This is a genomic window from Streptomyces sp. CA-210063, assembly GCF_024612015.1.
Lineage (GTDB): Bacteria > Actinomycetota > Actinomycetes > Streptomycetales > Streptomycetaceae > Streptomyces.
The window spans coordinates 7,319,093-7,342,325 of the sequence record NZ_CP102512.1 but is presented as its reverse complement, the minus strand read 5'-3'; the positions used below and the strand labels follow the sequence as shown (position 1 = coordinate 7,342,325).

Below are 23,233 nucleotides of genomic sequence, written 5' to 3'. Positions count from 1 at the left end.
GCCGGCGGGATCGGGCGGGATCGCCGCGTGGATGCCGCCGGGCGGGGTGCCGGGTAACGGTGCTGGTGGCGATCACGGTCGGTGGGAGGGCATGGTGGACCGTGGCCTCCGGGTCCGGTGCCTGCTGGACCGGTCGAACCGGCGGCGTTCAGGAAAATAGTTCAGGACGATCGAATAAAACAAGGGGTCCAGTCGCCCACCCCATGGCGTCAACGCGCCGCCTCCCCAGGGCACGCATGCCTCGCACCCGCCCCCCTCTCACCCCGTCGGCGGACCCCGACGACGGGCCCACCGGGGCGTAAATCCCCAGGTCGGGGCTACGACGAGTCGGCCGCCACCCCTGCCCCCTCCTTCCCCTTCCGGACCGGTCGCGACAGGGTCTTGTTTAACTGTTCACCTTGCTCTAATTTTTTCCTGCATCGCGACCCGCTCCTCCCGTCGCGACGCCCGTACCCGCGCCATGCCGTGTCCCGGCTGTTCCGGGCCGATTCGGAACCTCCTCGGGAGTCCCCATGCACCACACAGTGGCGTCGTCGCCGGAACCACCGGCGGACCTCCCCCCTCACCGAGCGCGAGCTCGCCCTCGGCGTCGACCCGGCGCACCGCACGAGGGCCGTCGTGGGCAGCGACCGCGATCAGTAGGCCGTTAGGGTGGCGCCGTGGCGAATGCAGCGGGCAAGTTCGGGCCTTACAACCCGCCAGGCCCGGCCCAGACGACATCGGTCACCGGCGTGGGACACGCCCGCGCCCTGCCCGGCGGGGGCCAGAGCGGATCCGATCTCGTCCGGTCACGGATCGCACTGCGGGTACGCCTGCGATCCGTGCAGCCTGGAGACCGGCTGCCGGACGCCGGGGTCCTCGCCGAGGAGCTGGGAATCGGCGAGATCACCGTGCGCCGCGCACTGGAGGGCATGTGCCAGGACGGCCTGCTCGACCGCCGGCGCGGACGGGCGGGCGGAACCTTCGTCGCGCAGGACTGGGCCACCGTCGTAGCCCTGACCCACGACCCCGAGGAGGCGGCTTCGCTGGACGCCTTCCAACTCCTGCTCGAATGCGGCCTCGTGGCGCACAGTTCGGGAGAGGTCCCGGCCGAACGGCTGGACGGGCTCCGGGCACTGGTCGAGGAGATGGAACAGACCGACGACCCGGCACGCCTGGCCGAGCTGGAGACCCGATTCCACCTGGACCTCGCGGTGGCGCTCGGCGGCGCCGCAATCCGCGAGTTCGCCGCCGATCTGCTCGGCCGGCTGTGCCTGCTGCTGCCCGCACCGGAACCCGCGGTCGTACGGGCGCAGAACCGCTGCCACGCCGAACTTCTCACCGAACTCGGGCGGGGGGCGACCGATCCGGCCGTGCAGGCGGTGAAGGCACACCACCGTTCCCAGCACCGCTGACACCCGGTCCGTGCCGGCCCGGCCGCCGAGAACCCGCGCATCCGTAACCCGCGCATCCGTAACCCGCGCATCCATCACGCCGCCACACCGCACGAGGAGTTGCCGCCATGCCCAACCCCGGAGCCGGCCCGCTCTCCCCGCCGGGTCCCGTCGGCGGCGCGCCGCAGCGGCTGCGCGGCGGCGTCCTCGGCATGGCAGACATCGCCGCCGCCACGATGGCCAACGTCGGCCCGGCCATGAGCTTCTTCTTCGGTTTCGCCTTCCTGGCCACCACCGCGGGCGTGGCGTCACCGCTGACCATCCTGGCCGCGGGCATCGCGGTGGCGCTCCTCGGCAACACGCTGGCGGAGTTCTCCCGGGCGCACCCCTCGGCGGGCAGCTTCATCACCTTCGTCGGCAAGACCTTCGGGCCGGTCAGCGCGGTGACCACGGCGCTGCTGGCGGCGCTGGGCTACATCATCGCGATGGCCGGCGTCATCTCGATCTCCGGCGGGTTCGTGCAGATCACCCTGCGCCACTACACCGGCGTAGACCTGCCGTGGATCATCTGGACGCTGCTGCTCACCGGGCTGGCCGTCACGCTGATGCTGCGCGGGGTGGTGGTCTCCACCAAGTGGGCCGGCTACTTCTTCGGCGCGGAGATGCTCGTGCTGGTCGTGGTCTCGGTCGCCGCGCTGGTGGAACACCGCGGCGAGCTGTCCTTCGACCCGTTCCTGCCCAGCCACATCAGCGACGGCTTCAAGGGGCTGGCGGCCGGCTTCCCGCTGGCGGTGTACCTGTTCATCGGCTGGGAGAACTCGGCGGCACTCGCCGAAGAGACGGAGAATCCGCGTCACAACGTCGGCCGTGCGGTGTTCTCCTCCGTCACGATCATGACGGTGAGTTACGTCCTCTTCGCCTACGCCACGGTGACGGGCTTCGGCTACGACGTGACCCGACTCGGCGCCTCCCGGATCCCCTTCATCGAGGTGGCCCACCACACCCTCGGCGCGCTGGCGTTCCTCGCCTACCTCGGCGGACTGACCTCCACCCTCGGCGTGCTGATCGCCGGCATCAACTCCCAGGCCCGCCTGGTGTTCAACGCCGGACGCGAGGGGCTGCTCCCCTCCTTCTTCGGTTACGTGCACCCCATCCGCCGCACACCGAACAAGGCGATCATCACCTTCACCGCCACCGCTCTGCTGATCATCGGCGGCTGGGCCCTGGGCCACCTGCTGGGGTCCTCCGGCGACTCGATGAACCCGGTGGTCTTCTTCACCGAGTCCTCGACTCTCGGCGCCATCCTGATCCTGCTGGTCTACCTCGCGTCCAACATCGCCCTGCCGCTGTACTACCGCAGGTACCGGCCGCAGGAGTTCCGGGTGGTCCGGCACCTGGTACTGCCCGCGCTCGGTACGGCGGCCATCCTGATCCCGCTCTACTACCTCGCCAAGCCGGGCCAGCCCGCGCCTTACAACTGGTTCCCCTACGTGGCGGTCGCCACCCTGCTCGCCGCCGTCGGCTACGCGGCCCTCCTGGTCCGACGCGACCCGACCCTCGCCGAACGCGTCGGCTCCATCGTGGCCGACGCGGACTGAGCCCTCACGACCGGCAGAGCGCGTGAGGACGGTGTGCCCGTGGTGAACCGCGGTCGCACACACCGACAGATCGATCGCTCCAGCCGCGCGATGTTGGCCCCGCTGGGTCAGTTTGTACTGGGCAGTGTCGACCCAACGCCAGTCGTTCTTCGGCACGGGAGAGAGCAGGCAGAGTGCGTCCAACTCCTTCGCGAGCTCGTCCCGGTGGGACGGGCTGGTTGCCGAGTAGCGACATTCGGCCCGTGTCGGCTCGCAGAGGTGGAACACCCCAGCGGCGATGTGCCCCTCCCAGGGCGGCAATGCCCCATGGGTGCGGAGCAGATGCCACAGGGCGGAGGTGTCGAGCAGGTACGTGATCACTCGAAGGCCTCGCGTCGGGCACGCTTGCCCGCGTCATGTGCCGCCGCGGCCTGCTCGAACTCGCCGCGCGCGGCCAGCTTCTCGGCGGCCTTGAGGCGCTCGCGACGGTGGCCGACCCGGATCACCTGCTCACCGATCTGCTGGCGACGCCTGAACTCAGCTGTCGACCTCCAACTTTTCTTCAGGGTGCGGTGACACCCGCGATGACGGCGGTCGTCAGCACCCAACCAAAGGCGATCAGCAAGTAGGTCGGTGAGCTGCCGGTGCAAACCCGTGCCGCTCCGTTTGGTAGCGGCTTGCTCAGCAAAACTACAGATGCGGAACAGGGTCGGTTCATCGCCCACGGAAATCGTCTGCCGGGTCCCCACCCGACGCAAAAGGATACGCACCTCACATGAGCTTTGAGAGTTCTGGCCAAATGTCCCGGAGGGCCGTCGTCACCGGGGCAGCCGCGACTGCTGTGGCCCTGACGGCTCCGTTGACGGCGGCGTCCGCGCAGGCCGCCACCTCAACCACCGGTGCCGGCCCGGTCATGGTCGTCTCCCCGTGCGGGCGCGTACGAGTGACACTGCGCCTGGACGCCGGCACCCCGACGCACACCGTGGCCGTGGACGGTGTCGAGGTCGTTCCGCCCAGCCCGCTCGGGCTCATCCTGGACGACGCGGACTTCGCCTCACGTCTCACGCTCACCGACCGGGGCCGTCCGAGGACGGTGGAGGTCGACTACGAGCTGCTCCAGGGCAAGGTCTCCCGGGTCCGCAAGACGATGACCGAGCGCGTCGTGTCGGTGCGCAACGCCAAGGGCCTGCCGATGGACATCGTGCTGCGCGCGGACAGCGAGGGGGCTGCCTTCCGGTACCGCTTCCCGGACCGCGGTGACGGCGCCACACACACCGTGGTCAGTGAGGCCACCGGTCTGACGCTGAACGTCCCGGCCGACGGCGGCGCGCAGTTCACCCTGCCGTACACGGTCCAGAAGCCCAAGTACCAGGAGTGGTACATCCCCCGCGACCACCACACCGTCCCCGCGCTGGGTGACGCCACCGCCTCCCCGCGCGGCGCCTCCTTCCCGCTGCTGGCCCGCACCGCCGCACGGGACGGCCAGGAGTGGTGGGTGCTCGCGAGCGAGTCCGGCATGGACGGCACGTACCCGGCCTGCCACCTCACGCAGCCCACCCTCGACGCGGCCGCCGGCCACGTCACGTACTCCGTCGCCTTCCCCTACGACGACGAGGCGCTCGGCACCCTCGGCCCCGGCACCCCCCAGGTCAGCGGCGCCTGGCAGACCTCCTGGCGCTTCGTCGCGGTGTCCCGTACCGCCGCGCAGGTCGCCAACACCACCCTCGCCACCGACCTCGGCGTCCCCTGCGCGCTGGACGACACCTCCTGGGTCCGCCCCGGGGCCGCAACGTTCAGCTGGATGATGGACCACGCCAGCCCCAGGAGCCTGGAGCAGACGATCCGCTGGTTCGACCTGGGCAAGGAGATGGGCTGGCCGTACGCGCTTGTCGACGCCCGCTGGGACCAGATGACCGACGCTGCCGGCAACCGGATCCCGCTGGAGCGCATCGTCGCCGAGGCCGACCAGCGCGGAATGAAGCTCTTCCTCTGGCACAACTCCGGTGGCGCCAACAACACCGGCACCGGCACCCCGCGCGACCTGATGACCGACGCGGCCACCCGCCGTGCCACCTTCAAGCGGCTGCGCGATCTCGGGGTCGCGGGCGTCAAGGTCGACATGTGGGAGGCCGACAAGCAGCAGCTCATCGTCTGGCAGCGGGAGGTCGTCGAGGACGCCGGCCGCTACCGGCTGCACATCGTGCTGCACAACACCACCATCCCGCGCGGCTGGGACCGCACCTACCCGCACCTGCTCGGCGTCGAGGCGGGCATCGCCAGCGAGCACTACTCCAACACCAAGGCGCTCGCCGACCAGATCCCCGAGCAGACCACCATCGCGGCCATCAGCCGCAACATCGTCGGCGCCTTCGACTACGGCACCACCCTGCTGTCCCCGTACGCACTCCCGGAGAGCCCGCGGCACACCACCGATGCCCATGAGCTCGCCCTCACCGTCGTCTACCAGTCCGGCTTCAACGGCTTCGCGGACGCCCCCGAGGCCTACCTCAGCCAGTCGCCCGAGGTACGCGAGCTGCTCAGCACGGTCCCGGTCGCCTGGGACGAGACCCGCTTCCTGGCCGCCGACCCCGGCAGCCATGTCGTCGTCGCCCGCCGCAAGGGCCGCGCCTGGTACATCGCCGGTGTCAATGGCAAGACCCTCACCATCGCGCCCGGCCTCGACTCCTCGGCCTCCGGCTACGCCCCGCCCACCGGCCGGGCCCAGCAACTGACCGTCGACCTACGGGACCTGGGCATTCACACCCCGGCCACGCTCCAGCTCTTCTCCGACTCCTCCGTCACCGACCCGACCCTGCGCCTGACGACCCGGCACGGCCGCAAGTTCACGATCGACACCGCACCCTTCGGCGGATTCATCGCCGTCCTCTGACGGCCCCGGCAGAAACCCGGCCCCGGCAGCTTTCCCCTGCCACGTGCCCCGACGCGGCCGACCCTGGAACCCAGGGTCGGCCGCCACCGGGTTCCGGCGCGTTTCTGATGCTCTCCAGATACTTCCGTCCCGGTTTCCCCCTCCTGCGGAAGCGGCAGCACGGGCGGTAGCACGGGGAGCTCCACGGTCACCGGAGCCCCGCGGCAGCGGCTCGCTCGCCTTCGCAGGCACGGCGTCCTCCTCCCGGCGGCGGCCGCGGTCGTGCTACCGCTCACGTGCGGCAGCGTCCGTCTTCCCTCGCCGCAGGCCGGGTACGCGCGTTCGGCCGGGCGCCGCGGCGTCGTGAACGCTGGCGCGCGGTGTGGAGGACGAAACCTCCGCCGGGGGCTCTCCCGACTTCTTCCCCTGGGGGTACATCTCGGTCACATGGAGCCGCCAGGTCCTCCGGCTCGGGGCCGACGACGCTCACCTCGGCGATCAGCCGGATCACCCCCGGCGGCACGTGCCACCCGTCCACCTACAGGCCAGGGCCCACTCGTGCCGTATTCGGCCGTGCCCGAGCCCGCTAACGTGGCACAGGCGAGAGGGGGGAAGCGATGCGTCTGCCCGTCGGGGAGCGAATCTTCCTGGTGCTGGTGGTGTTCGCACCGGAGAGCGGGTTCCTGGCCGCCTGGTTCACGGCCATAGTCATGGAAGGCCCTATGGATCGGCGACCCACGGCGTCACTACTGTGGACAGTCGGGCTGTCGGTCTTCATGTTCGTCGCCTGTCTGGTCTGGTACCTGACCGGCCGTCCGAACCAGAACGCCTCGGGGCCCAGATCACTCGGTGAGGCGGAGAGCGCCTGGGCCGCCGAGGAGGGTGGCGGTGGCGCCGACAGCTGCGGCAGCGGCGGTGGCGACTGATGCCCCCGTTTGCGTTTCTCGCGGTCCCGCAATGGGCCGCTGGCCTCCGTGCCAGACATGAACGCGTCCCCCTGTCGAAGGGCCAGGTAGTCACGGTCTCGTGGCCGAGGCCGAGGAGATGGCGGGTGGCCTGAGCAGCGGTCGCCCGGTCGTCCAGCCAGAGCTGGGGCCGGTCGCCGGGGCGGCCGTCCTCGGGCCGTTCCACCGCCGCCGCTGCCGGGAACCCGGCGACGCACGCGGCCAACGGCGGCATACGTGCACCCCGCCCGCCACGCACACCGCCCCCTTGTGCGCCAGTGTGCCTACCTGCGAGCAATCTGCACACGTTGCCCTAAAAATTACCTATCGGACCGATAGGGGGCGACGGCGCCGCCGGCTCGGCATGCGCGAACGCGTCACCGCCCTTGGCGGCCGGCTGCGCGCGCGGCCGCGCGCCGAGCACGGTTTCACCGTCCAGGCCGAACTTCCCGTGGAACGAGCCTCATGATCCGTGTCCTGCTGGTCGACGACCAGCCGCTCATCCGCAGCGGCTTCCGCGCGCTCCTCGGCCTCGAAGACGACATCGAGGTGGTGGCCGAAGCCGCTGACGGCGCAGAGGGTCTGGCGCTCGTCGAGGAGCACCTGCCCGACGTCGCGCTCATCGACATCCAGATGCCGGTCATGGACGGCATCGAGACGACCCGGCGCATCGCCGCGGACCCGGCCCTGGCCGGCGTGCACGTCGTCATGCTGACCAACTACGGCATGGACGAGTACGTCTTCGAAGCGCTGCGTGCCGGCGCCGCCGGGTTCCTGGTCAAGGACATCGTGCCGGAGGATTTCCTGCACGCCGTCCGGGTCGTCGCCCGCGGCGACGCCCTGCTCGCCCCGTCCATCACCCGCAAGCTGATCCACCGGTACGTCACCCAGCCCCTCCCCACCCCCGGGACGGCACTGGAGGAGCTGACCAGCCGTGAACGCGAAGCGGTCGCCCTGGTCGCGCGGGGCCTGTCCAACGACCAGATCGCCGCCCACATGGTGATCAGCCCGATGACCGCGAAAAGGGCGGACTGCGCCAGGGCGAGCTGAGCAGCCCTGCCCGATGCGTGGACCATCCCCGTAAGCGCCGGTAGCAGCCGGACACGACGCGGTCAGACCGCGACGGCATTGGGAACCATCCCCGCGGGCGGCCGAGAGGCGGACCGGCGGTGACCACGGTCACGGCCGCGTGGGTGGCCGCTGTCGAAGGCACACGCGCCGGCGCCCTGAGCCAGTCACCCAACTGGAAGATCGCTCCCCGGGGATCCCAGCGATGGCCGGGAAGGGACGCGGACAACGTGGGAACGGGTGCGGCCGGCCTGGACCGGGAACTGGCACAGCAGATGGTCGAGCGGGCCCGTGCGCCAAGTGCGCCTGGGCGCCGCCCCTATGCCGAGCGGGTCAGGGCGGCTCGAACCCTTCGACAGGCCCTCGTGATCGAGTGGCCGCGTATCCCGTCGGAGTGCTCACGCAGGAGAACGGTGGGATCGGAGCGCCGGGTGAGTTGTCGTAGCTTGGTGCGGCTGCAGTGCTCGACGAGGATCGGCACGTAGTTGGGAATACGAGCGTTGCTGAGTGGCTGGTAGCAGTCCTGCACCACATCCCGCACGATTGCAGCCGTCAACAGGTTGGCGTAGGCGGCCGTCAGTCGGTCCGTCAGCTCCTGGATAGCGTCAGGTACCGCGGTTTCGGCCGTGTTCGCGCCCATGGGGCGCTCCTCACTGTCGCAGATGGCCGACCGCGGCGTCCGATCACGATCCGGGTGCTCGGTGGCGGCCTGTCCACTTCCCATAGTTGCACGGACCGCGTCCGTGCAACGGCCCACCGGATCTGTTCATGAGCTCGACATGTCGGATGGGTCGACCCGCGGGCTGGGCGGCCGAGGGGGTTCGCGACAGCAGCAGTCGCGGTTGCCTTGTTCACAGCACCGGCAGGTCAGGCGACGGGTGTCGCTACCGACTCCGGCACGGGATTTACGCGACTGATCGGCGCCGTCCGGGGCACCCGGCATGTACATGTAGCGGCGCAGCCACCGGGATCACGTGTGGTTCGTCGTCCACCGACAGGGGTAGACAGATGCTCGCATTCGTGGCCGCCGCACTCTTCGTCATCGCCTTCGTCATCCGTGTCACCGAGACGTCGACCGAGGTGATCTTCAGCCCGACGAGCCTCATGCTTGCCGGGCTCGCTTTCCTCGCTGTGCATTCGGCCGGCGTGGGGTCTGGCTGGTCCTCCCGGGGAAGCGGGCGTCGGCGCTGAGGAAGTGATGCGCTCCATCCTCGTGCCGGCGGATCCGAACGGGGAGCGGCCGGGTATCTCCCATCAGCGGAGCGGAGTTGCGCCCGGATCAGGCGATCACCGCCTGCAGTCGGTGGCTGACCCTATGCCGGAGGATCGATGGGGCGGAGTCCTTGCCCTGGCCGCCTCGCGACCAGAGCACGCGGTCCTCGCTGGTCTGCGGCGTGCCCCCGTCCGGCAGGCGCACGTCGTTGTTCGGCGATGTTCACCTCGACGGCTTCCAGGCCCGCCTCCGTTCCACCGCCGCGATCACGTTCTCGCGGACCTCTGCGGCAACCTGGCGGATACCGACCCCGTATGCGACGACGACCTTGAGGTCGATGGCGGTCTGCTTCTCACAGACCTCGACCTGACGCCGCGCCCCGCGCTCCCGTGCCCGCCCGGGACCCGGTCGCGCACGGCGCCCATGGTTCGAGTGAATCCGCCGCCCAGTTCGTTGATTCCGGGGACCTCCCGTGCGGCGATCCCGGCGATCTTCTCAACCACCCCGTCCGCTATGGTCGTTTCGTCACGTGGCCCCGGTGGTTCCTGAGGCCGGCCGTGCGGCCTGCAGCATCGTGCCGACGCCGGTGCGGAGCTCATCGGGATCGGACTCGTGCAGGGTTGAACTGTTCGGCCCCGTCATGCGAAGCCACCACCTCGGGCGGTGCACGGACTGCCGTGCCCGGGCGGCCGTCGGCCGACAAGTCTCGTGCTGCACCCGCCAGTACCTCACGGTGCGCCGGATATGCGCACCACCGCGTTTCGACACCACCCACATCCTGGGAATGGGCGGCTTCCGCCCGTCCACCGGACCGGGTCAAGGACTATGCTGCTGTACGGACGCCCCAGACCCCGGCGGCTTGTCGTTGCTCTACACAGATGGCTCCGGGGAGCGGACCTTTCGTCCGTCACCCGGCGCATCCCTGGAGGGAACCGGGTGGGGCCGCTGTCCTGTCGCACAGGCTGTGGGACCGACCGTTGTTCCACCTCCGCCGAACGTACGTCCCTGCCGACAACACACCGAGGGGGCCGGGAATCCCGGCGTCACCGCGTGCACTGCCGGATGGTCATCCGAACCGAGGCGTCATGCCCCTTCCGCAGCTCACCGTCCACCGCCATGCCCGAAGGCACCGGGCACTGATCACCCTGGCCGGTGAGATCGACCTGGAATCGGCGCCGCTGGTGCGCGCGGCACTGGCGCGGTGTCTGGGCGACGGTATCCGCATCATCGACGTCGACCTCACCTGCGTCACCTTCTGCGACTGCAGCGGCCTCAACGCCTTCCTCGACGCCGCGCAGAAGACCACCGAGGCCGGCGGGACCCTGGGACTGCACCACCCGCCACCGACACTGGGCCGGATACTCAATCTCACCGGCTGCGGCTTCCTGCTCCTTGGCCTGCCCTTCGGGCCCCTGTCACCTCCTCTCGCGACGGGTGTCCCAGACCCGGCCGCCCAAGCCCCGCCGCACCGGCATGTTCCGCTTGTGCCTGTCCTCTCGGGCGATGTGCGGTGACGGCCCGGCCCATGCGGGGGCAGTCGTACGGGCCCAGTGGCGGCGAGTCGCCCGCGCTGGACGCGGTGCGGTTGCGTCGGGTGAACCGCTGGCAGGCGCAGGGCCTGGGCGAGGAGCCGGCGGATCTGTACGTGGACTCCCGCGAGACGTCTCCCCGTGAGACCTACCGTGCTCCCGGCCGCCAGGACTTCCTGAACCGTCTCACCAGCGACATCCGCCGACCGGGGTTCGCCATGGTGATCGCTGAAACGGATGGCCTGGTGGGATGCGCCTTCGGCTTCCCGGTGCGCGGCGACGGCTCCTGGTGGCTCGGGTTCGACGGGGCGCTGCCGCGCAGCATCGAGCAACTCACCGAGTCGGGCGGAGTCTTCGCGATCACCGACATCCTGGTCCGCCCGCACCCGCAGGACGAGCACGTGGCCCGCCGGTTGCAGGAGCGGCTGCTGACAGATCACCAGGCGTCGCTCGGCGCAACCTTGGTGGACCGGGCTGATCGCCCGACTCTCACCGCGCTCCGTTCCTGGGGATGGCTGGACGTGGGAGAGATCTGGCGGCCGATCAGCGCCACGCTGCTCCGGGTGCTGGTCCTTCCCGTCGGGGAACGTACCGCGGCGAGGCTGGAGGGCCTGGCGCACGATGCCTGGACGCGGTGGCCCGCGTGAGGTCCGACAGCCGCTCGGCCCGTATACAGGCGCTGGTCGCCGAGCAGGCGGCCGGACGCGGCGCCCGGGTCGGCGTGGTGGACGTGTGCACCGCGGCCGTGGCCGCGCTCCCGGTCGGCGGAGCCGGAGTGTCCGCGATGTCCCGGACCACGACAAGCCACCCGCTGTGCAGCACCGACGACATCAGCGAGCAGTTGGAGGAGCTCCAGCTCACGCTGGGCGAGGGACCCTGCGTGGACGCCTTCACACAGGGGTCCGCCATCCTGACACCCGATCTACTGACCCGCGCAATGCGGGACCGCTGGCCGGTGTTCGCCGATGCGGCGCTGGAAGCCGGAGCACGCGCGGTGTTCGCGCTCCCCCTGCAGATAGGGGCGATCAGCCCGGGAGTCCTGGACCTGTACGCCAACGTACCGACCGTGCTGGACGCGGAGGAGTTGGCCGACGCGCTGGCCTTCGCCGATCTCGCGACACTGCTCCTGCTCGATACTCGGGCCGGGGAGACGGGAACGCCGACCGCTGGACCGTTGCCGGACCGTGGCTTCGAGGACCTGGGCGGATACCGGCCGGAGATCGACCAGGCCACCGGCATCCTCACCGTCCAACTCGGCGTCGGCATCGACGAAGCCTTCGTCAGGCTCCGCGCCTACGCCTATACCCAGGGACGCCGACTCGCCGAGGTGGCCACCGACGTGGTGGCCCACCGGCTCCGCTTCTCCCCCGACGCGGAACCGAGACGGACCGACGAAGAAACCTGACGCACGGGTGGCGACCGACGAACGTGCTGCACTTCCCGCCCCCTCCCGGCGGGACCAGTCTCAAGCGAGGGTGTCACGATGAATCAGCAGCTCCTGGCCAAGACCTTCGTCGAGCTGGCGGACAACCTGGTCGCCGACTTCGACCTGATCGACTTCCTGCGCCTGCTCACCGACCGCTGCGTGGGCATGCTCGGCGCCAGTGCGGCCGGGGTGCTGCTCGCGGACCGCGACGGCGAACTCCGCGTCATGGCCGCCTCCGACGAACAGGTACGCCTGCTGGAACTCTTCCAACTCCAGAACGACGAAGGCCCCTGCCTCGAGTGCTTCCGCGCCGGCACACAGGTGATCGTCCCCGACCTGACCCGGGAGGTCGACCGCTGGCCGCGTTTCGTCGCGGCAGCCCACCGCAGCGGATTCGGGGCCGTCCAGGCCCTGCCCATGCGCCTGCGCGACGAGGTCGTCGGCGCCCTGAACCTCTTCCGCGCCGCCCCCGGCCCCTTCGACCCGGCCGCCACCCTCATCGCCCAGGCCCTCGCCGACGTCGCCACCATCAGCCTCCTGCAACAACGCACCACCCACCGCAGCACCGTCCTCAACGAACAGCTGCAGACCGCACTCAACAGCCGGGTACTGATCGAACAGGCCAAGGGGAAACTCGCCGAACGCCAGAACATCGACATGGAGCAGGCCTTCACCGCACTGCGCGGCTACGCCCGCGCCCACAACCGACGCCTGTCCGACGTCGCCCGCGCCTTCATCGACGACTCCGAACCCCTCCCCGGCCTGGTGGCCTGACACCGACGCCGAGGCGGCGACCGCACGCAGCTGCCCAAGCACGAGGAATCACGCTCGGATCACGGGCCTTGCTTCTGGAGGCGCGGTGCTGCTGCACGGCTGTCGGCTGACGCCCGCTGTGGTGCGCCGCCCGCTGCGGGGCTGATCCCGGGCTCCGGGCCCTCGCCCTCGGCTGTCTCGCCGGACCGCACCGCCGTCCCCGCTCCTGTCGCTGTCCAAGCGGCGCAGTACAGCAGCAGCCTGGCCATGAGGTTGATCCACAGCACGACGGCGACCGGCACGGCGAAGGCGCCGTACATGCTCTTCGCCGCAACGCCCTGCAGGTAGCCGGTCAGCAGCCACTTGAGTAGTTCGAAGCCCACCGCACCGATCAGCCCGGCGACCACGACCGCACGTCGGTCGGGATGCACCCGCGGCAGCCGGGTGAGCATGTAGACCAACAGCAGGAAGTCGACAACCAGGGCGATGGCCAGGCCGGCGAAGAACAGCAGGGCCCGTCCCGCCCCGCCCTCGATACCGGCCTTGTCGGCGGCCCAGCCGACGGCACTGTTCGCGAACACCGAACTACCGATCGCGACCAGCCCGACCGCGCCGAGACCGACCAGCACCACGGAGTCCTTGAACTTGAGCAGGAACGGATTGCCCGGGTCCTGCTCCTTCTCCCACACCGCACGCAGGCAGCCGCGCACGGCGCCGACCCAGTTGATGCCGATCACGAGCAGCAGCGCGCCCGCGATCAGTCCGACGGATCCGGCATGCGCGACGAGACTGTCCAGGTCCAGCAGGTCGGAGAGGCCCGGCGCCTGGGAGGCGATCTCGTCCTGGAGTTTCCCCAGCTGGTCGTCGCTCAGCAGCTTGGCACCGATCGCCGCGCCCACGGTGATCAGCGGAAAGAGCGCGACGAAACTGGTGAAGGTGATGGCCGCGGCGAGCCGGGCCCAGTGGACGGCATCCAGCCGCTCGTACGCCCGCCAGGCGTGCGTACGCATCAGCTTTCCGATCACAGGCAGCCTTCTCAGCCATTCCATGAGCAACACCCACTCCCTGCGTACCCACAGACGGGAAGAGAGGCATCCAACGGGGAACCCGCGCGCTGCAGTTCGCCAGGCGGCCGACCGGGATCGTCAGTGAGCGGCCCTGTGGCGGAACCAGTGGTCCTTGTGGCGGGGGCGTTCGACCGGTCCGGCAGGGTCTTCGGCATCCCTCTCCGTCCGCGCCGTCCGCGCGCTGGCGGAGTCGCGTTCGTGGAGCAGAACGCGACGCTCCTGTTCGGCTGCGGCTGTCTCGCGCCGAGACTGCTTGAGCCCGTGACGTGCGGTGCGGCCGCGACGAGCGGTGCGGCGTGTACCGATCAGGAGCAGGCTCAGCCCGAGGAGAGCCGCCGCCCCGACGACGATGCCGTAGAGGAAGAGGGTGCCGGTGGAGCCGGTGACGTCGACTCCGAAGACGGAGAATCCGCCGGTGAACTCGTGGGCGCTACCACTGTTGGAAAGAACGCCGGCGACGCCGATGACTACCGCGGCAACGAGAATGATGAGTCCGAGGATGATCATGACGTGCTCCTGGGATCTGCTGCCTGCCCTCACGGTAGAACCGTTCTACCCGGCACGCCACCGCCAGAGGTTGCGTCTACCCTGAAATTGAGGTAAGGGCGCGTCCGGAGGACGCTGGCACTACTGGTGGACGACCTCATGGTCCGCCCATCCGCCACGACCCCAGGAGGCATAGCGCCATGGTCTTCTTCCTGGTTCTTCTTGGGGGGGGCGCCATCGCTCTGGTCGTCATCGGCGCTGTCGTCGACGGCGTGCTGTATCTGCACTCCATCGCCGTGCTGCTCCTCATCGCCGCCGTGCTGTACCTGCTCGTGCGCTCCGTATCGCGCTCGCGCCGACGCCAGGCCCACTGACGCGTGGTGGTAGACGGACCGCCACTCCACGGGCGAGCCGCGCATCCCGCCCATCCGTTCCCGCCGCGGCCGCCGACGGCGCAGGCCCGCCAAGCTCCACGCCGACCAAGGCTGCGACTACCCCCACCTGCGGAAATGGTTATGTCAGCGCGGCATTCGCCACCGTATCGCGCGTAAGGGAATCGAGTCCTCCCAGCGGCTTGGACGCCTGGACCATAGAACGGACCATGGCCTGGCTCGCCGGCTGTCTCCGACTCCACCGCCGCTACGAACCCGCTCAATGAGCGGTGGTGGCGGAACTGCTCGCGGCACCGCTGCTGGACGGCCCGGACGACGCCGAAGACCTGGGACCGGAGCTGGGACGGTGACTCGGGCTGGGACTGTGACTCGGGCTGGGACTCGTGCTGGGACCAGAACTGGTGTCCGGCGCCGCGCTCGCGTCCGGCGAGGCAGAGCTGCCCGTCTGCGGCGCCCCGCCGCTGGACGCACCCGGGGTGGGGGGTGTCCGGCTGGCGGCGGGACCAGGAGTACCGGCCGAGCCACCGCCCACCGAGGTTCCCCTGCCCGGCTCATTCTTGACGACGGCCGCCACCGGCTTACCCATGATCAGCTCCACCGCGGTCACCATGACCATCGCCAGGGCGAACACCAGGCCCGTCGCCAGGGCGTACTTCTTCCAGCCGATGGTCCTCCGGACGGAGCCCCCCCGATAGGTGGTGACCGACTCACCTTCGGAGGGCGTGGAGGGCGGTACCGCGTCGACAACCGAAGCGTCGGCCGGTAACCCGAACGCCGCCCGGGCGTCCGCGCGGTGTTCCGCCCGCTCCTCACCCGGCGTCCTCGGCGCTCCTACCGGCGGCACCCGGCTACGAATCCCCTCGCCTGTCCGTCGGAAAGCATGCGAGAAGACCGCCGCGCCGGTGGTCGCGCTGGCACTGACCACGGCGGCGCCGATGATCGTCCCGGTCACTCCCAGCAGGGACGCCAGCACCGCGCCCACCACCGTCGCGAGTGCGCTCGCCACCACCTGCACAACAGTCAGGTCGAGCACCTTGCGCTTCGGCGCCCGTCCCTCTTCTTCTCTGCGATTCTCCATCAATATCCCTTGATAGTTCCGGAGCCGAGGGCCATCGACACCGTGACCATCGGCGTGATGGCGGACAGCGAGGACGAAGCCGAGCGACAACTCGCCGGCCACTGCGTGACGGCCGGACTTGTCCCGCTCACGGTGGCGTTGACGCGAGCTTGACGGAGGTCCGGGAGCGTTTCGCGGTCGCGTGGAAGCACCCCCTGCGCGGATGGAGCTGTTCGCACCGGACGAGAAAAGGTCGATACGGGTTGACCCAGGCGCGAGTTGTGCGGTTTCCGCTGAGCGCAGGGGTATGGAAGGCGCCTTCGACGGTGCGGACGGTACAACGGGACGACTGCCCGGTTGACGGTGTTTCACCCTGCGATCAGCGACCCCAACCGGTGTGCTGTCAGCCGCACATGGCACTCACGTCACCAGCATGACGACCAACCGAATCGCCGACCGTGTCGGTGGGCAACGCGGCAGAGCAGCCCGGCATCGGAGCCGCCCGATCACCACCGTGTAAACATCGTGGTGCCCCTCTCCCGGACCAACCGTGGGACCGGCCTCAGGACTATGCTGTGTACGGACGTCCCAGACCCCGGCGGGCCACCGCTGCTTGGCTTACATGCCTGCGGAGAGCGGATCACTCGTCCGGTCGCCCCGCGCATCCCCGAGGGAACCGGCTGGGTCCTACGCCCCGGAACATCGGCTGCTGGATCGGTCATTCACCTGCCTGCACGACAGTACGACCGTACCGGGAGCCCGGCACGGTCTCGTGAACCGAGGCACCCTGCCCATGAGTGTCCCACCCATCCTGAACGTCTACCGGCACGACACCGACAACCGGGCGCTGGTCACCCTGACCGGTGAGATCGACCTGAATTCGGCGCCTCTGGTGCACGCATCACTGGAGCGGTGCCTCCACGATGGCATCCGCACCATCGACGTCGATGTCACCGCCGTGACCTTCTGCGACTGCAGCGGCCTCAACGCCTTCCTCTACGCCTTGTTGCGCACCGCCGCGGCCGGAGGATCCCTGCAACTGCACCACCCCAGCCCGGCGCTGAAACGCCTCGTCGCCCTCACCGGCTCCAACTCCCTCTTCCTCGCCCTCCCGGATGCCTTCGCCGGGAGCCGACCGCCCCCGCGGCCCTCTCCCGTACACCAGGTCGCGCAGCTGCTCGCTCCAACCCTGCCTGCTCTCCCGGGCGGTGTGCTGTGACAGCCCCGCCCGGGCCGATCCGATCGCGGAGACCACCAGCCGCTCGCCACGCGCACGATGCCCCCGAGCCTGCGGCGGCTCAACCGCTGGCAGGCCGAGGAACTGCGGGAGGACTGGCGGACCTGTACGTGGAGTCCTGGTGCCACGCCACCCGGTTGGGAGTACCGGGGCCGGAAGGACTTCCTGCGCCGTGGCACGCATGACACCTGGCGACCGGGGTTCGCGATGCTGACCGCTGAAGCATCGAACCTGGTGGGGTGCGCGTTCGGATTCCCCGTGCCGCGTGACGGCTCCTGGTGGAGGAGCTTCCGTGGAACACTCCCGCAAGACGTCGAGCAGCTCACCGCGTCCGGACAGGTCTTCGCCAACAGCGGGATCGTGGTCCGTCCCTCCGAGCGATATCACGGCCTGGCCGACCGTTTACAGGAGCTGCTGCTCGGCGACCACCGGGCTCTGCTCGGCGCGACCCTGGTGGACCGGACCCCTCGTGCGGCCTGTGCCGGGTTCCGGTCGCGGGGCTGGCGCGACATCGGCCTGGTCCACAGGCCACCGGGCCCCACGGTGTTGCGGGCCCTGATCCTTCCCCTCGGAGAGCGGACGGCGGCGGAGCCGGGCGGCCTCGAGAACCGCCGGCCATGTCCTGCTCATCGGCGACGCCGCGGGCCACCTGGATGCCCTCGCCGATGAGGGCATCGCCCTCCTCAGCCGCGGTCGACCCACTGCAGTAGTGGTCCGGCCCCTTTTCCATGCCGTCCATGGCGTATCGCCAACACCTCATCGATACGGGGCAGTTGGCTGGCACGACCAGCAATGACCTGTCCGAACTGGCTGCGGCCCGCAAGCGTATCGCCGAGCTGGCTGGTCCGGGGCTACACGGCGATCGCGCCAGCTCGGAGGGGGTCTCGAACCCGCCTGCAGCGGATTCCCCTTCCAACGCACGGAGGCTCCGCCCGTATTCGGGGGCGGAGCCTCTCTGGAGCGAGCAGCTGAGTGCCTTACCGGCGAGATGGGCACCGCCCGCCTCGCCCGCGGGTGGAACCGCGCGGCTTCTTCGCAGGTCAGCCACCGCCCGGAGTGGATCAGATCGCCAGAGACCGTCTCGGCGACGGCCGAACACGGGCCCTCTTCAGCCGCCGAACAGACCGGGGCGGCGCTACAGCGAGCCTGCCGATGCCCGGGAAGTATTCACGGCAAAGTGGGCACCACTCTTGGCGCAGTGAACTCTCACGCCCTGAAAGGGCTCCGACATCGCGTGCCGCGTCACGAACGTCCTACGACCAGAACTCGTCGTACATCTTCGGGTCGGCCGTCAGCACCCAACCCTCGGTGATCTTGTCGTCCCTGATGTGGAAGACGAGGGCGTAGTCCATATCGAGCTCCTTGCCCTCACGTGACGCCGTGACGTGCAGGAGCGCGACTGTGTGGTCATCGTTGGCGAGCACATCGTGGAGCTGTGGACGGTACGTGCCCTCTGCCAGCTGGAACTCCCGCTCGAACGCCGCGAAGGTGTCCTCGCGTCCTCGGTACTCTCCCGCCAGTGGGTTGCTGCCTCCGATATGCCACACCACCTCGGGGTGAAAGACCTTCGCCAGGGCATCCATGTCGCCGACCGCGAAGGCAGCCATGGCGCGCTGGAACACAGCGATGTTCGGGTGATCGGTCATCAGCGCCTCTCTCGGCCCCCTGGGGAGCGTACGTCGCGCGACACACCATGGCTCTGCGGCGCTAGGCCGTCAGGCTGAGCGGCACACAATCGAGCTGCGCGGCCGCGGTGACACTCCGCCCCGGCCAGCGTCCACCAGCACGCCACGCTGCCGGGAAAGGCGGTCCTCTGAATCTCACGGGGGGGGCGGCGCTGCCCCGGCGCAGGTACCCGGATGGCGGCCTTAGGTTGGCTCTCCGGCGGGGACACATGGGGGCACCGAGGAAGGAGCGGTCCCATGGCGAAGAACGCGCATGTGCGTCATAGCGGTGACGGCAAGGCATTCTGGATGCTGAACGGCTTGTACGAGGTCAAGGCGTCGAGCGACGAGACCGACGGCGCGATGACCGTCGTGGAGATGACCATTCCGGAAGGGATGGGCCCACCGCCCCACACCCACCCTGGCACCGAGAGTGTCTACGTCATCGAGGGGACGCTCCGCTATCACATCGCCGGCGAGACGGTTGAAGGCGGTCCCGGGTCCTTCTTCCACATCCCTGAGGGCACCCTGGAGCGGTTCGAGCCCACCAGCACAGTACGGATGCTGATCACCTACACACCGGGCGGCATCGACAAATTCTTCGCCGAGGCGGGTGAACCCGCCCAGCGACGCGAGTTGCCACCCCAGTCGGACACACCGCCGGACGTTGACCGCCTCATCGAGATCGGCAAGCGGCACGGAATTCAGATGCAGCCGATGCCTGAGTAGCTGTTGGTGTCCCGAACCATGACTGCGGCGCTTGCGATGGTCAGGCATAGGGGCGGTGGTTCCTTGGGAGTGGTGGCCTGTCGCAGACATCTTCGCCACCACCGGATAGTCGCACTTTGAGCTGTCCGATTCATTCCCGCAAGTCACAGGCCCAACCGGACTGTCGGACAGCTGGGACCCCCTCCACCTCAGGGCGTGATCCCCAGCGAGGGTCGGCCTGGTGCCGGAGCAGGGGCGGCGGAAGTACGGGCGACGTAACATCGAATGGGAGGCAGCGCACCACCGTGAGGAGGTGTCGTCCATGCCCGTGGCACCTGGAATCGGGCACATCGCCCTGACCGTGAGCGATGTGAAGCGCAGCGCGGAGTTCTACAACCGCCTGCTGGACACTCAGACGGTTCTCGACGTGGAGGACGAATACGGCCCGTTCGTGGCCAACGCCTCCCCGTCATTCATTCTCGGTTTCCGCAAGCATGAGGCGACGAACGAAGCCGATGTGTTCGACCCGGCGCGCGTCGGGCTCGACCACTGCGGGTTCCACGTCGCCGACCGGGGCCAACTGGAAGTCTGGGAGGCCCGGCTCGACGAGCAGGGAGTGTCGCACTCCGGAATCGTCGAGGACCCGTTCGGACTCCATCTCAGCTTCAAGGATCCGGACAATATCGCTCTGGAGTTCTTCTGCCCGGCGGGACAGGGCTGACCCAGGACTGATCCGCACGGCAATGACAACCAGTCTCCCAGCTCAACCGGACAGCCGGGCAGCCGGGCAGCCGGGCAGCCCGGACACCTTCGCCGGGTGCGGGAGCGGTGTCCGTCTCGGATGGGCGAAACCGTCTGGTGGAAGCCCGCGCTCGGCCAAGGCCCGGACGTGGTCGGCTGAATGCAGCAGTGACGGCTTGGCGTTGCTCACCAACAGCCGTCCGCGTAGGCGCGTCTTGGCACGGCGAAAGGAGCGGCCATGACCAGCCATACAGTGCAGGATCGGCTCTTCATTGGCGGGGACATGATCGCGCCTGCCTCGGAAGACGTGATCGATGTCATCTCCCCCTTCTCGGAGGAGCGGATCGGTACCGTTCCCTCATCGACGCCTGCCGATATCGACCGCGCAGTACGCGCGGCGCGCGCCGCCTTCGACAATGGCCCCTGGCCCCGCATGTCTCCACAGGAGCGTGCGGACGCGCTGGGTCCGTTCGGCGAGTACCTGCGCGCACGTGTCCCCGAGATCGCACAGCTCATCACCACAGAGATGGGCTCACCGATCAGCTTCTCGAACCAACTCCAGGCACCGGTGCCCGTGATGCTTTTGGACTACTACCGGGAGCTTGCCTCGACGTTCCCCTTCGAGCAGGATCGACCAGGTCTCAGCGGGCCCGCGCGGATCCTTCGGGAGCCTGTGGGTGTCGTGGGGCAGATCGTGCCGTGGAACGCGCCGCTCATCCTGACGATGGTGAATCTTGCTCCCGCCCTGATCGCCGGCTGTACCGTCGTGCTGAAGCCCGCGCCCGAGACCCCGCTGGACGCGTACCTGCTCGCCGACGCTGCCATGGAGGCCGGTCTGCCCCCGGGTGTCCTCAACATCGTGCCCGCCGGCCGGGAGAACAGTGAGGCGCTCGTGCGGCACCCGCTGGTTGACAAGATCAGCTTCACGGGCAGCTCCGCCGTAGGGCGGCGGATCGGCGCGCTGTGCGGCGAGCAGTTCAAGCGCGTCACCCTCGAGTGCGGCGGGAAGTCGCCCGCCATCATCCTCGAGGACGCCGACATCGACAGCGTCGTGCCCGCCCTCATGCCGTACGCGATCATGATGTCCGGCCAGCACTGCCTGGCACAGACCCGGATCCTCGCTCATCGCAGCCGCTACCAGCAGGTTGTGGATGCGATCTCGCAATCAGCTGCTGCGCTGCGGGTCGGCGATCCGGATGACCCCTCGACCGAGGTCGGCCCCCTGGTGGCCGAGCGCCAGCGGCGGCGGGTCGAGGACTACATCGCCGGCGGACGGAAGGACGGCGCGACGATCACGGTCGGCGGCGGCCGGCCCGCGCGCCAGTCGAAGGGCTGGTACGTCGAACCGACGATCTTCGCAGACGTCGACAGCTCCATGCGCATCGCGCAGGAGGAGATCTTTGGCCCCGTGCTCGTCGTGATCCCCTTCGACGACGACAACGACGCGGTCCGTATCGCGAACGACTCGAAGTACGGCCTGTCGGGAAGCATCTGGACCAACGACCTGGACCGGGCCATGCGCATCGCTCGCCAGGTGCGCACGGGGACCTTGACGCTGAACGGGTACCGGATCGAGTTCGCCGCCCCCTTCGGCGGATACAAGGAATCCGGGATCGGCCGAGAGTTCGGGCCCGAGGGCCTCAGCTCGTTCCTGGAGTACAAGACCATCAATCTGCCAGGCGATCTAGGCAGGTGAACTGCCGTACCCACCCGCCGTATTTCGTCGATCACTTGTCGGTGGTCGCGCCACCGGGCGCAACGCCGGGGTCACACGTCAGGAGTACCGGCAGGCCACGGTACCGGCTCAGCTGTCGACCGCTGTTGGTTACTGGTAGGACCGGTCGCGCTCGCCGCTCTTCGTTGTCGGTCGAGTCACCCATACGTGTACCTGTCCCGGAGGACGACGTATCGGGGTCCTTGCAGCGTGAACTGGTGGTCCAGGGTTCAGGATCCGGTGCGATAGCGGGTGAGCATGAGGGCGACGGCTTCGTCCACGATCGCGGTGTCGGTGGGGTCGGGCGGGACGAAGTCGGTGCGTACGAGCTGGGGCCACAGGAGCTGGCCGCAGATCATGCCGAGGAACTGTTCGGCCACTGCGGAGGTCTGCTGTGTCTGTCCGTCGGCCGAACGGAAGTCGAGTGTGCCGGCCTGCGCTTCGGCGTCCAGGTAGTCGCGGAGCCGGTCGAAGAAGGGTCCGCGGTCGATGGCGAAGCCGGTGCCGACGATGTCGGCGAGTTCCGGCATCTGGGGAAGTTCGGTGATGATGAGGCGGCACAGTGCCGCCGTGCCGGGCCGCGAGACCAGGCAGGCGCAGTCGCGGCCGATGTGGTCCAGACCTTACCGGGGATCGCCGGGCGGGGGCGGTGCGGCGTACTGCACGTCCAGTCGCCACTGTTCGGAGGTGACGGCTGCGAACAGCGCGGCTTTGGAGAGGTACCGCTTGAAGAGGGTGCCGGTGGAGACGCGCGCCTCCCTGGCGATCTGGGCCAGGGAGGTCTTGTCGTATCCCCGGGCGAGGAAGAGGTCGCGGGCGGCGCGGATGATGCGCGCGCGGTTCTCCGCTTTGATCTGCGCGTGATACCCGGCCTGGCACGTATCGCCACCGGTTTCCGCTCGGTCACGGTCCGCCACCGACATACCCACGCCCTTCGCCCGTCTCCCAGCCGCATCCTCGCTGTCAGAGAACGGTCTGGCCACCGGCTCGCACAGGCCACTTGCGGCGGCTTGCCTCGGTGGTGGGCTACCACGTCTGCGCAGGTCACGTGCCCGCCGTGTGGCCCACACCTGCGGAGCTGTCCCCCTGTCGCCGACACGTGCGCGAGGCCGACATGATGGCGCTCTGTGAAATCGGCCACCCCCTGCTCAGGGGTGTCCCCACACCTGCTTGCGATTCCCCAGCTGTGAAATGACCTCCTGGGGCAGGGGCCCGTTTGTCCTCGGCCGATGATTAGGTCTGGTTTGCGATCCGGCGGCCGAGCTGTTCGAGGAACTCCTGCAAGCTGGACGCGGTGACCTCGGAGCGGGGCCGTACTCACGGAAGTGCTCCGCCGCCGTCGCAGGTGAGTGGATGAAGCACCCGCTGTCGACGTCGAGCAGCGAGGCCTCACCGATCACCCAGTAGAGCGGGGT

The 23,233-nt window shown here is 69.2% G+C and carries 23 protein-coding genes and 4 pseudogenes; 17 read left to right on the top strand and 10 right to left on the bottom strand.

The features are described 5' to 3' along the window. Nucleotides 1-659 precede the first annotated feature (659 nt). A complete protein-coding gene (locus JIX56_RS32120; RefSeq protein ID WP_257545706.1) occupies nucleotides 660-1,394 on the top strand; it encodes a FadR/GntR family transcriptional regulator in 735 nt (244 codons plus the stop codon). 107 nt (nucleotides 1,395-1,501) lie between these two features. Beyond that, entirely contained in the window at nucleotides 1,502-2,971 is a 1,470-nt protein-coding gene (locus JIX56_RS32115; RefSeq protein WP_257545704.1) for an APC family permease, read from the top strand. Nucleotides 2,972-2,995: 24 nt separating this feature from the next. Here the strand turns inward: JIX56_RS32115 and JIX56_RS32110 are convergent. Together JIX56_RS32110 and JIX56_RS48130 are read right to left on the bottom strand one after the other, a co-directional pair. After that, nucleotides 2,996-3,331 (bottom strand): annotated as a pseudogene (locus tag JIX56_RS32110) (PIN domain-containing protein); the annotation flags it as partial. After that, nucleotides 3,328-3,720, bottom strand: a complete 393-nt coding sequence (locus tag JIX56_RS48130; protein ID WP_257545702.1) for a hypothetical protein — start codon at nucleotides 3,718-3,720, stop codon at nucleotides 3,328-3,330. The pseudogene JIX56_RS32110 and the gene JIX56_RS48130, both read right to left, overlap by 4 nt. A 5-nt stretch (nucleotides 3,721-3,725) precedes the next feature. On the opposite strand from JIX56_RS48130, the gene JIX56_RS32100 reads away from it, so the two are divergent. The 4 genes and pseudogenes from JIX56_RS32100 to JIX56_RS32090 all read left to right on the top strand — a co-directional run bounded on the left by JIX56_RS32100 (nucleotide 3,726) and on the right by JIX56_RS32090 (nucleotide 7,813). After that, complete coding sequence (locus tag JIX56_RS32100) at nucleotides 3,726-5,840, top strand: glycoside hydrolase family 97 protein (RefSeq protein WP_257545700.1); 2,115 nt, start codon at nucleotides 3,726-3,728, stop codon at nucleotides 5,838-5,840. A gap of 596 nt (nucleotides 5,841-6,436) precedes the next feature. Then, nucleotides 6,437-6,745: a hypothetical protein gene (locus tag JIX56_RS32095; RefSeq protein ID WP_257551568.1), complete on the top strand. Its 309-nt coding sequence runs from the start codon at nucleotides 6,437-6,439 to the stop codon at nucleotides 6,743-6,745. 376 nt (nucleotides 6,746-7,121) lie between these two features. Beyond that, nucleotides 7,122-7,232: pseudogene (locus tag JIX56_RS48125) on the top strand (sensor histidine kinase); the annotation flags it as partial. Further along, on the top strand, nucleotides 7,229-7,813 hold the full coding sequence (locus JIX56_RS32090; RefSeq protein ID WP_257545699.1) for a response regulator: 585 nt from the start codon (nucleotides 7,229-7,231) through the stop codon (nucleotides 7,811-7,813). The pseudogene JIX56_RS48125 and the gene JIX56_RS32090, both read left to right, overlap by 4 nt. Before the next feature lie 337 nt (nucleotides 7,814-8,150). Here the strand turns inward: JIX56_RS32090 and JIX56_RS32085 are convergent, their stop codons facing one another. Further along, the gene (locus JIX56_RS32085; protein WP_257545697.1) at nucleotides 8,151-8,471 is read right to left on the bottom strand and encodes a three-helix bundle dimerization domain-containing protein; all 321 of its coding nucleotides are present in this window, start codon (nucleotides 8,469-8,471) and stop codon (nucleotides 8,151-8,153) included. A 380-nt stretch (nucleotides 8,472-8,851) separates the two neighbouring features. Between JIX56_RS32085 and JIX56_RS32080 the strand changes: the two genes are divergently transcribed. Next, nucleotides 8,852-9,022: a hypothetical protein gene (locus tag JIX56_RS32080; protein ID WP_443031923.1), complete on the top strand. Its 171-nt coding sequence runs from the start codon at nucleotides 8,852-8,854 to the stop codon at nucleotides 9,020-9,022. Between the two features lie 196 nt (nucleotides 9,023-9,218). On the opposite strand, the pseudogene JIX56_RS32075 reads toward JIX56_RS32080, so the two are convergent. Continuing rightward, nucleotides 9,219-9,643: pseudogene (locus JIX56_RS32075) on the bottom strand (Asp23/Gls24 family envelope stress response protein); the annotation flags it as partial. A 486-nt stretch (nucleotides 9,644-10,129) separates the two neighbouring features. On the opposite strand from JIX56_RS32075, the gene JIX56_RS32070 reads away from it, so the two are divergent. The 4 genes from JIX56_RS32070 (at nucleotide 10,130) to JIX56_RS32055 (ending at nucleotide 12,773) form a co-directional block, all read left to right on the top strand. Then, a complete protein-coding gene (locus JIX56_RS32070) occupies nucleotides 10,130-10,558 on the top strand; it encodes an STAS domain-containing protein (RefSeq protein WP_257545694.1) in 429 nt (142 codons plus the stop codon). A gap of 11 nt (nucleotides 10,559-10,569) precedes the next feature. Further along, complete coding sequence (locus tag JIX56_RS32065) at nucleotides 10,570-11,220, top strand: hypothetical protein (RefSeq protein WP_257545692.1); 651 nt, start codon at nucleotides 10,570-10,572, stop codon at nucleotides 11,218-11,220. Next, on the top strand, nucleotides 11,217-11,978 hold the full coding sequence (locus tag JIX56_RS32060; protein WP_257545690.1) for a GAF and ANTAR domain-containing protein: 762 nt from the start codon (nucleotides 11,217-11,219) through the stop codon (nucleotides 11,976-11,978). The genes JIX56_RS32065 and JIX56_RS32060 overlap by 4 nt, the downstream gene beginning before the upstream one ends. Nucleotides 11,979-12,056: 78 nt before the next feature. Further along, nucleotides 12,057-12,773 (top strand): GAF and ANTAR domain-containing protein, encoded by a 717-nt coding sequence (locus JIX56_RS32055; RefSeq protein ID WP_257545688.1) that lies wholly within the window; start codon nucleotides 12,057-12,059, stop codon nucleotides 12,771-12,773. 59 nt (nucleotides 12,774-12,832) lie between these two features. Here the strand turns inward: JIX56_RS32055 and JIX56_RS32050 are convergent, their stop codons facing one another. Both JIX56_RS32050 and JIX56_RS32045 read right to left on the bottom strand, forming a co-directional pair. Further along, nucleotides 12,833-13,801, bottom strand: coding sequence for a YihY/virulence factor BrkB family protein (locus tag JIX56_RS32050; RefSeq protein ID WP_257545686.1), 969 nt, complete (start codon nucleotides 13,799-13,801; stop codon nucleotides 12,833-12,835). Nucleotides 13,802-13,897: 96 nt separating this feature from the next. Next, complete coding sequence (locus tag JIX56_RS32045; protein WP_257545685.1) at nucleotides 13,898-14,326, bottom strand: hypothetical protein; 429 nt, start codon at nucleotides 14,324-14,326, stop codon at nucleotides 13,898-13,900. Nucleotides 14,327-14,505: 179 nt separating this feature from the next. On the opposite strand from JIX56_RS32045, the gene JIX56_RS32040 reads away from it, so the two are divergent. Both JIX56_RS32040 and JIX56_RS32035 read left to right on the top strand, forming a co-directional pair. After that, a complete protein-coding gene (locus JIX56_RS32040; RefSeq protein WP_257545683.1) occupies nucleotides 14,506-14,679 on the top strand; it encodes a hypothetical protein in 174 nt (57 codons plus the stop codon). 43 nt (nucleotides 14,680-14,722) lie between these two features. Then, nucleotides 14,723-14,951 (top strand): annotated as a pseudogene (locus JIX56_RS32035) (IS5/IS1182 family transposase); the annotation flags it as partial. 5 nt (nucleotides 14,952-14,956) lie between these two features. Here JIX56_RS32035 and JIX56_RS32030 read toward each other — a convergent pair. After that, complete coding sequence (locus JIX56_RS32030) at nucleotides 14,957-15,775, bottom strand: hypothetical protein (protein ID WP_257545681.1); 819 nt, start codon at nucleotides 15,773-15,775, stop codon at nucleotides 14,957-14,959. 772 nt (nucleotides 15,776-16,547) lie between these two features. Here JIX56_RS32030 and JIX56_RS32025 point away from each other — a divergent pair. After that, a complete protein-coding gene (locus tag JIX56_RS32025; RefSeq protein ID WP_257545679.1) occupies nucleotides 16,548-16,973 on the top strand; it encodes an STAS domain-containing protein in 426 nt (141 codons plus the stop codon). A 1,271-nt stretch (nucleotides 16,974-18,244) separates the two neighbouring features. Here JIX56_RS32025 and JIX56_RS32020 read toward each other — a convergent pair. After that, entirely contained in the window at nucleotides 18,245-18,637 is a 393-nt protein-coding gene (locus JIX56_RS32020) for a nuclear transport factor 2 family protein (protein ID WP_257545677.1), read from the bottom strand. Between the two features lie 276 nt (nucleotides 18,638-18,913). On the opposite strand from JIX56_RS32020, the gene JIX56_RS32015 reads away from it, so the two are divergent. The 3 genes from JIX56_RS32015 to JIX56_RS32005 all read left to right on the top strand — a co-directional run bounded on the left by JIX56_RS32015 (nucleotide 18,914) and on the right by JIX56_RS32005 (nucleotide 21,800). Continuing rightward, nucleotides 18,914-19,384: a cupin domain-containing protein gene (locus tag JIX56_RS32015; protein ID WP_257545676.1), complete on the top strand. Its 471-nt coding sequence runs from the start codon at nucleotides 18,914-18,916 to the stop codon at nucleotides 19,382-19,384. Nucleotides 19,385-19,685: 301 nt separating this feature from the next. Beyond that, entirely contained in the window at nucleotides 19,686-20,084 is a 399-nt protein-coding gene (locus JIX56_RS32010; RefSeq protein WP_257545674.1) for a VOC family protein, read from the top strand. Nucleotides 20,085-20,342: 258 nt separating this feature from the next. After that, nucleotides 20,343-21,800 carry an aldehyde dehydrogenase gene (locus JIX56_RS32005; protein WP_257545672.1) on the top strand — a complete coding sequence of 486 codons (1,458 nt, stop codon included), beginning with the start codon at nucleotides 20,343-20,345 and terminating at the stop codon, nucleotides 21,798-21,800. 248 nt (nucleotides 21,801-22,048) lie between these two features. Here the strand turns inward: JIX56_RS32005 and JIX56_RS32000 are convergent, their stop codons facing one another. Both JIX56_RS32000 and JIX56_RS31995 read right to left on the bottom strand, forming a co-directional pair. After that, a complete protein-coding gene (locus tag JIX56_RS32000; protein ID WP_257551251.1) occupies nucleotides 22,049-22,429 on the bottom strand; it encodes a TetR/AcrR family transcriptional regulator C-terminal domain-containing protein in 381 nt (126 codons plus the stop codon). A 12-nt stretch (nucleotides 22,430-22,441) separates the two neighbouring features. Further along, a complete protein-coding gene (locus JIX56_RS31995) occupies nucleotides 22,442-22,741 on the bottom strand; it encodes a helix-turn-helix domain-containing protein (protein WP_257545670.1) in 300 nt (99 codons plus the stop codon). Nucleotides 22,742-23,233 lie beyond the last annotated feature (492 nt).

Coding starts and splice junctions, on each gene's coding strand:
- JIX56_RS32115 (WP_257545704.1), top strand. CDS start 1,502: ATGCCCAACCCCGGAGCCGGCCCGCTCTCCCCGCCGGGTCCCGTCGGC.
- JIX56_RS32100 (WP_257545700.1), top strand. CDS start 3,726: ATGAGCTTTGAGAGTTCTGGCCAAATGTCCCGGAGGGCCGTCGTCACC.
- JIX56_RS32095 (WP_257551568.1), top strand. CDS start 6,437: ATGCGTCTGCCCGTCGGGGAGCGAATCTTCCTGGTGCTGGTGGTGTTC.
- JIX56_RS32090 (WP_257545699.1), top strand. CDS start 7,229: ATGATCCGTGTCCTGCTGGTCGACGACCAGCCGCTCATCCGCAGCGGC.
- JIX56_RS32085 (WP_257545697.1), bottom strand. CDS start 8,471: ATGGGCGCGAACACGGCCGAAACCGCGGTACCTGACGCTATCCAGGAG.
- JIX56_RS32070 (WP_257545694.1), top strand. CDS start 10,130: ATGCCCCTTCCGCAGCTCACCGTCCACCGCCATGCCCGAAGGCACCGG.
- JIX56_RS32065 (WP_257545692.1), top strand. CDS start 10,570: ATGCGGGGGCAGTCGTACGGGCCCAGTGGCGGCGAGTCGCCCGCGCTG.
- JIX56_RS32055 (WP_257545688.1), top strand. CDS start 12,057: ATGAATCAGCAGCTCCTGGCCAAGACCTTCGTCGAGCTGGCGGACAAC.
- JIX56_RS32050 (WP_257545686.1), bottom strand. CDS start 13,801: ATGGAATGGCTGAGAAGGCTGCCTGTGATCGGAAAGCTGATGCGTACG.
- JIX56_RS32045 (WP_257545685.1), bottom strand. CDS start 14,326: ATGATCATCCTCGGACTCATCATTCTCGTTGCCGCGGTAGTCATCGGC.
- JIX56_RS32040 (WP_257545683.1), top strand. CDS start 14,506: ATGGTCTTCTTCCTGGTTCTTCTTGGGGGGGGCGCCATCGCTCTGGTC.
- JIX56_RS32030 (WP_257545681.1), bottom strand. CDS start 15,775: ATGGAGAATCGCAGAGAAGAAGAGGGACGGGCGCCGAAGCGCAAGGTG.
- JIX56_RS32025 (WP_257545679.1), top strand. CDS start 16,548: ATGAGTGTCCCACCCATCCTGAACGTCTACCGGCACGACACCGACAAC.
- JIX56_RS32020 (WP_257545677.1), bottom strand. CDS start 18,637: ATGACCGATCACCCGAACATCGCTGTGTTCCAGCGCGCCATGGCTGCC.
- JIX56_RS32015 (WP_257545676.1), top strand. CDS start 18,914: ATGGCGAAGAACGCGCATGTGCGTCATAGCGGTGACGGCAAGGCATTC.
- JIX56_RS32010 (WP_257545674.1), top strand. CDS start 19,686: ATGCCCGTGGCACCTGGAATCGGGCACATCGCCCTGACCGTGAGCGAT.
- JIX56_RS32005 (WP_257545672.1), top strand. CDS start 20,343: ATGACCAGCCATACAGTGCAGGATCGGCTCTTCATTGGCGGGGACATG.
- JIX56_RS31995 (WP_257545670.1), bottom strand. CDS start 22,741: ATGTCGGTGGCGGACCGTGACCGAGCGGAAACCGGTGGCGATACGTGC.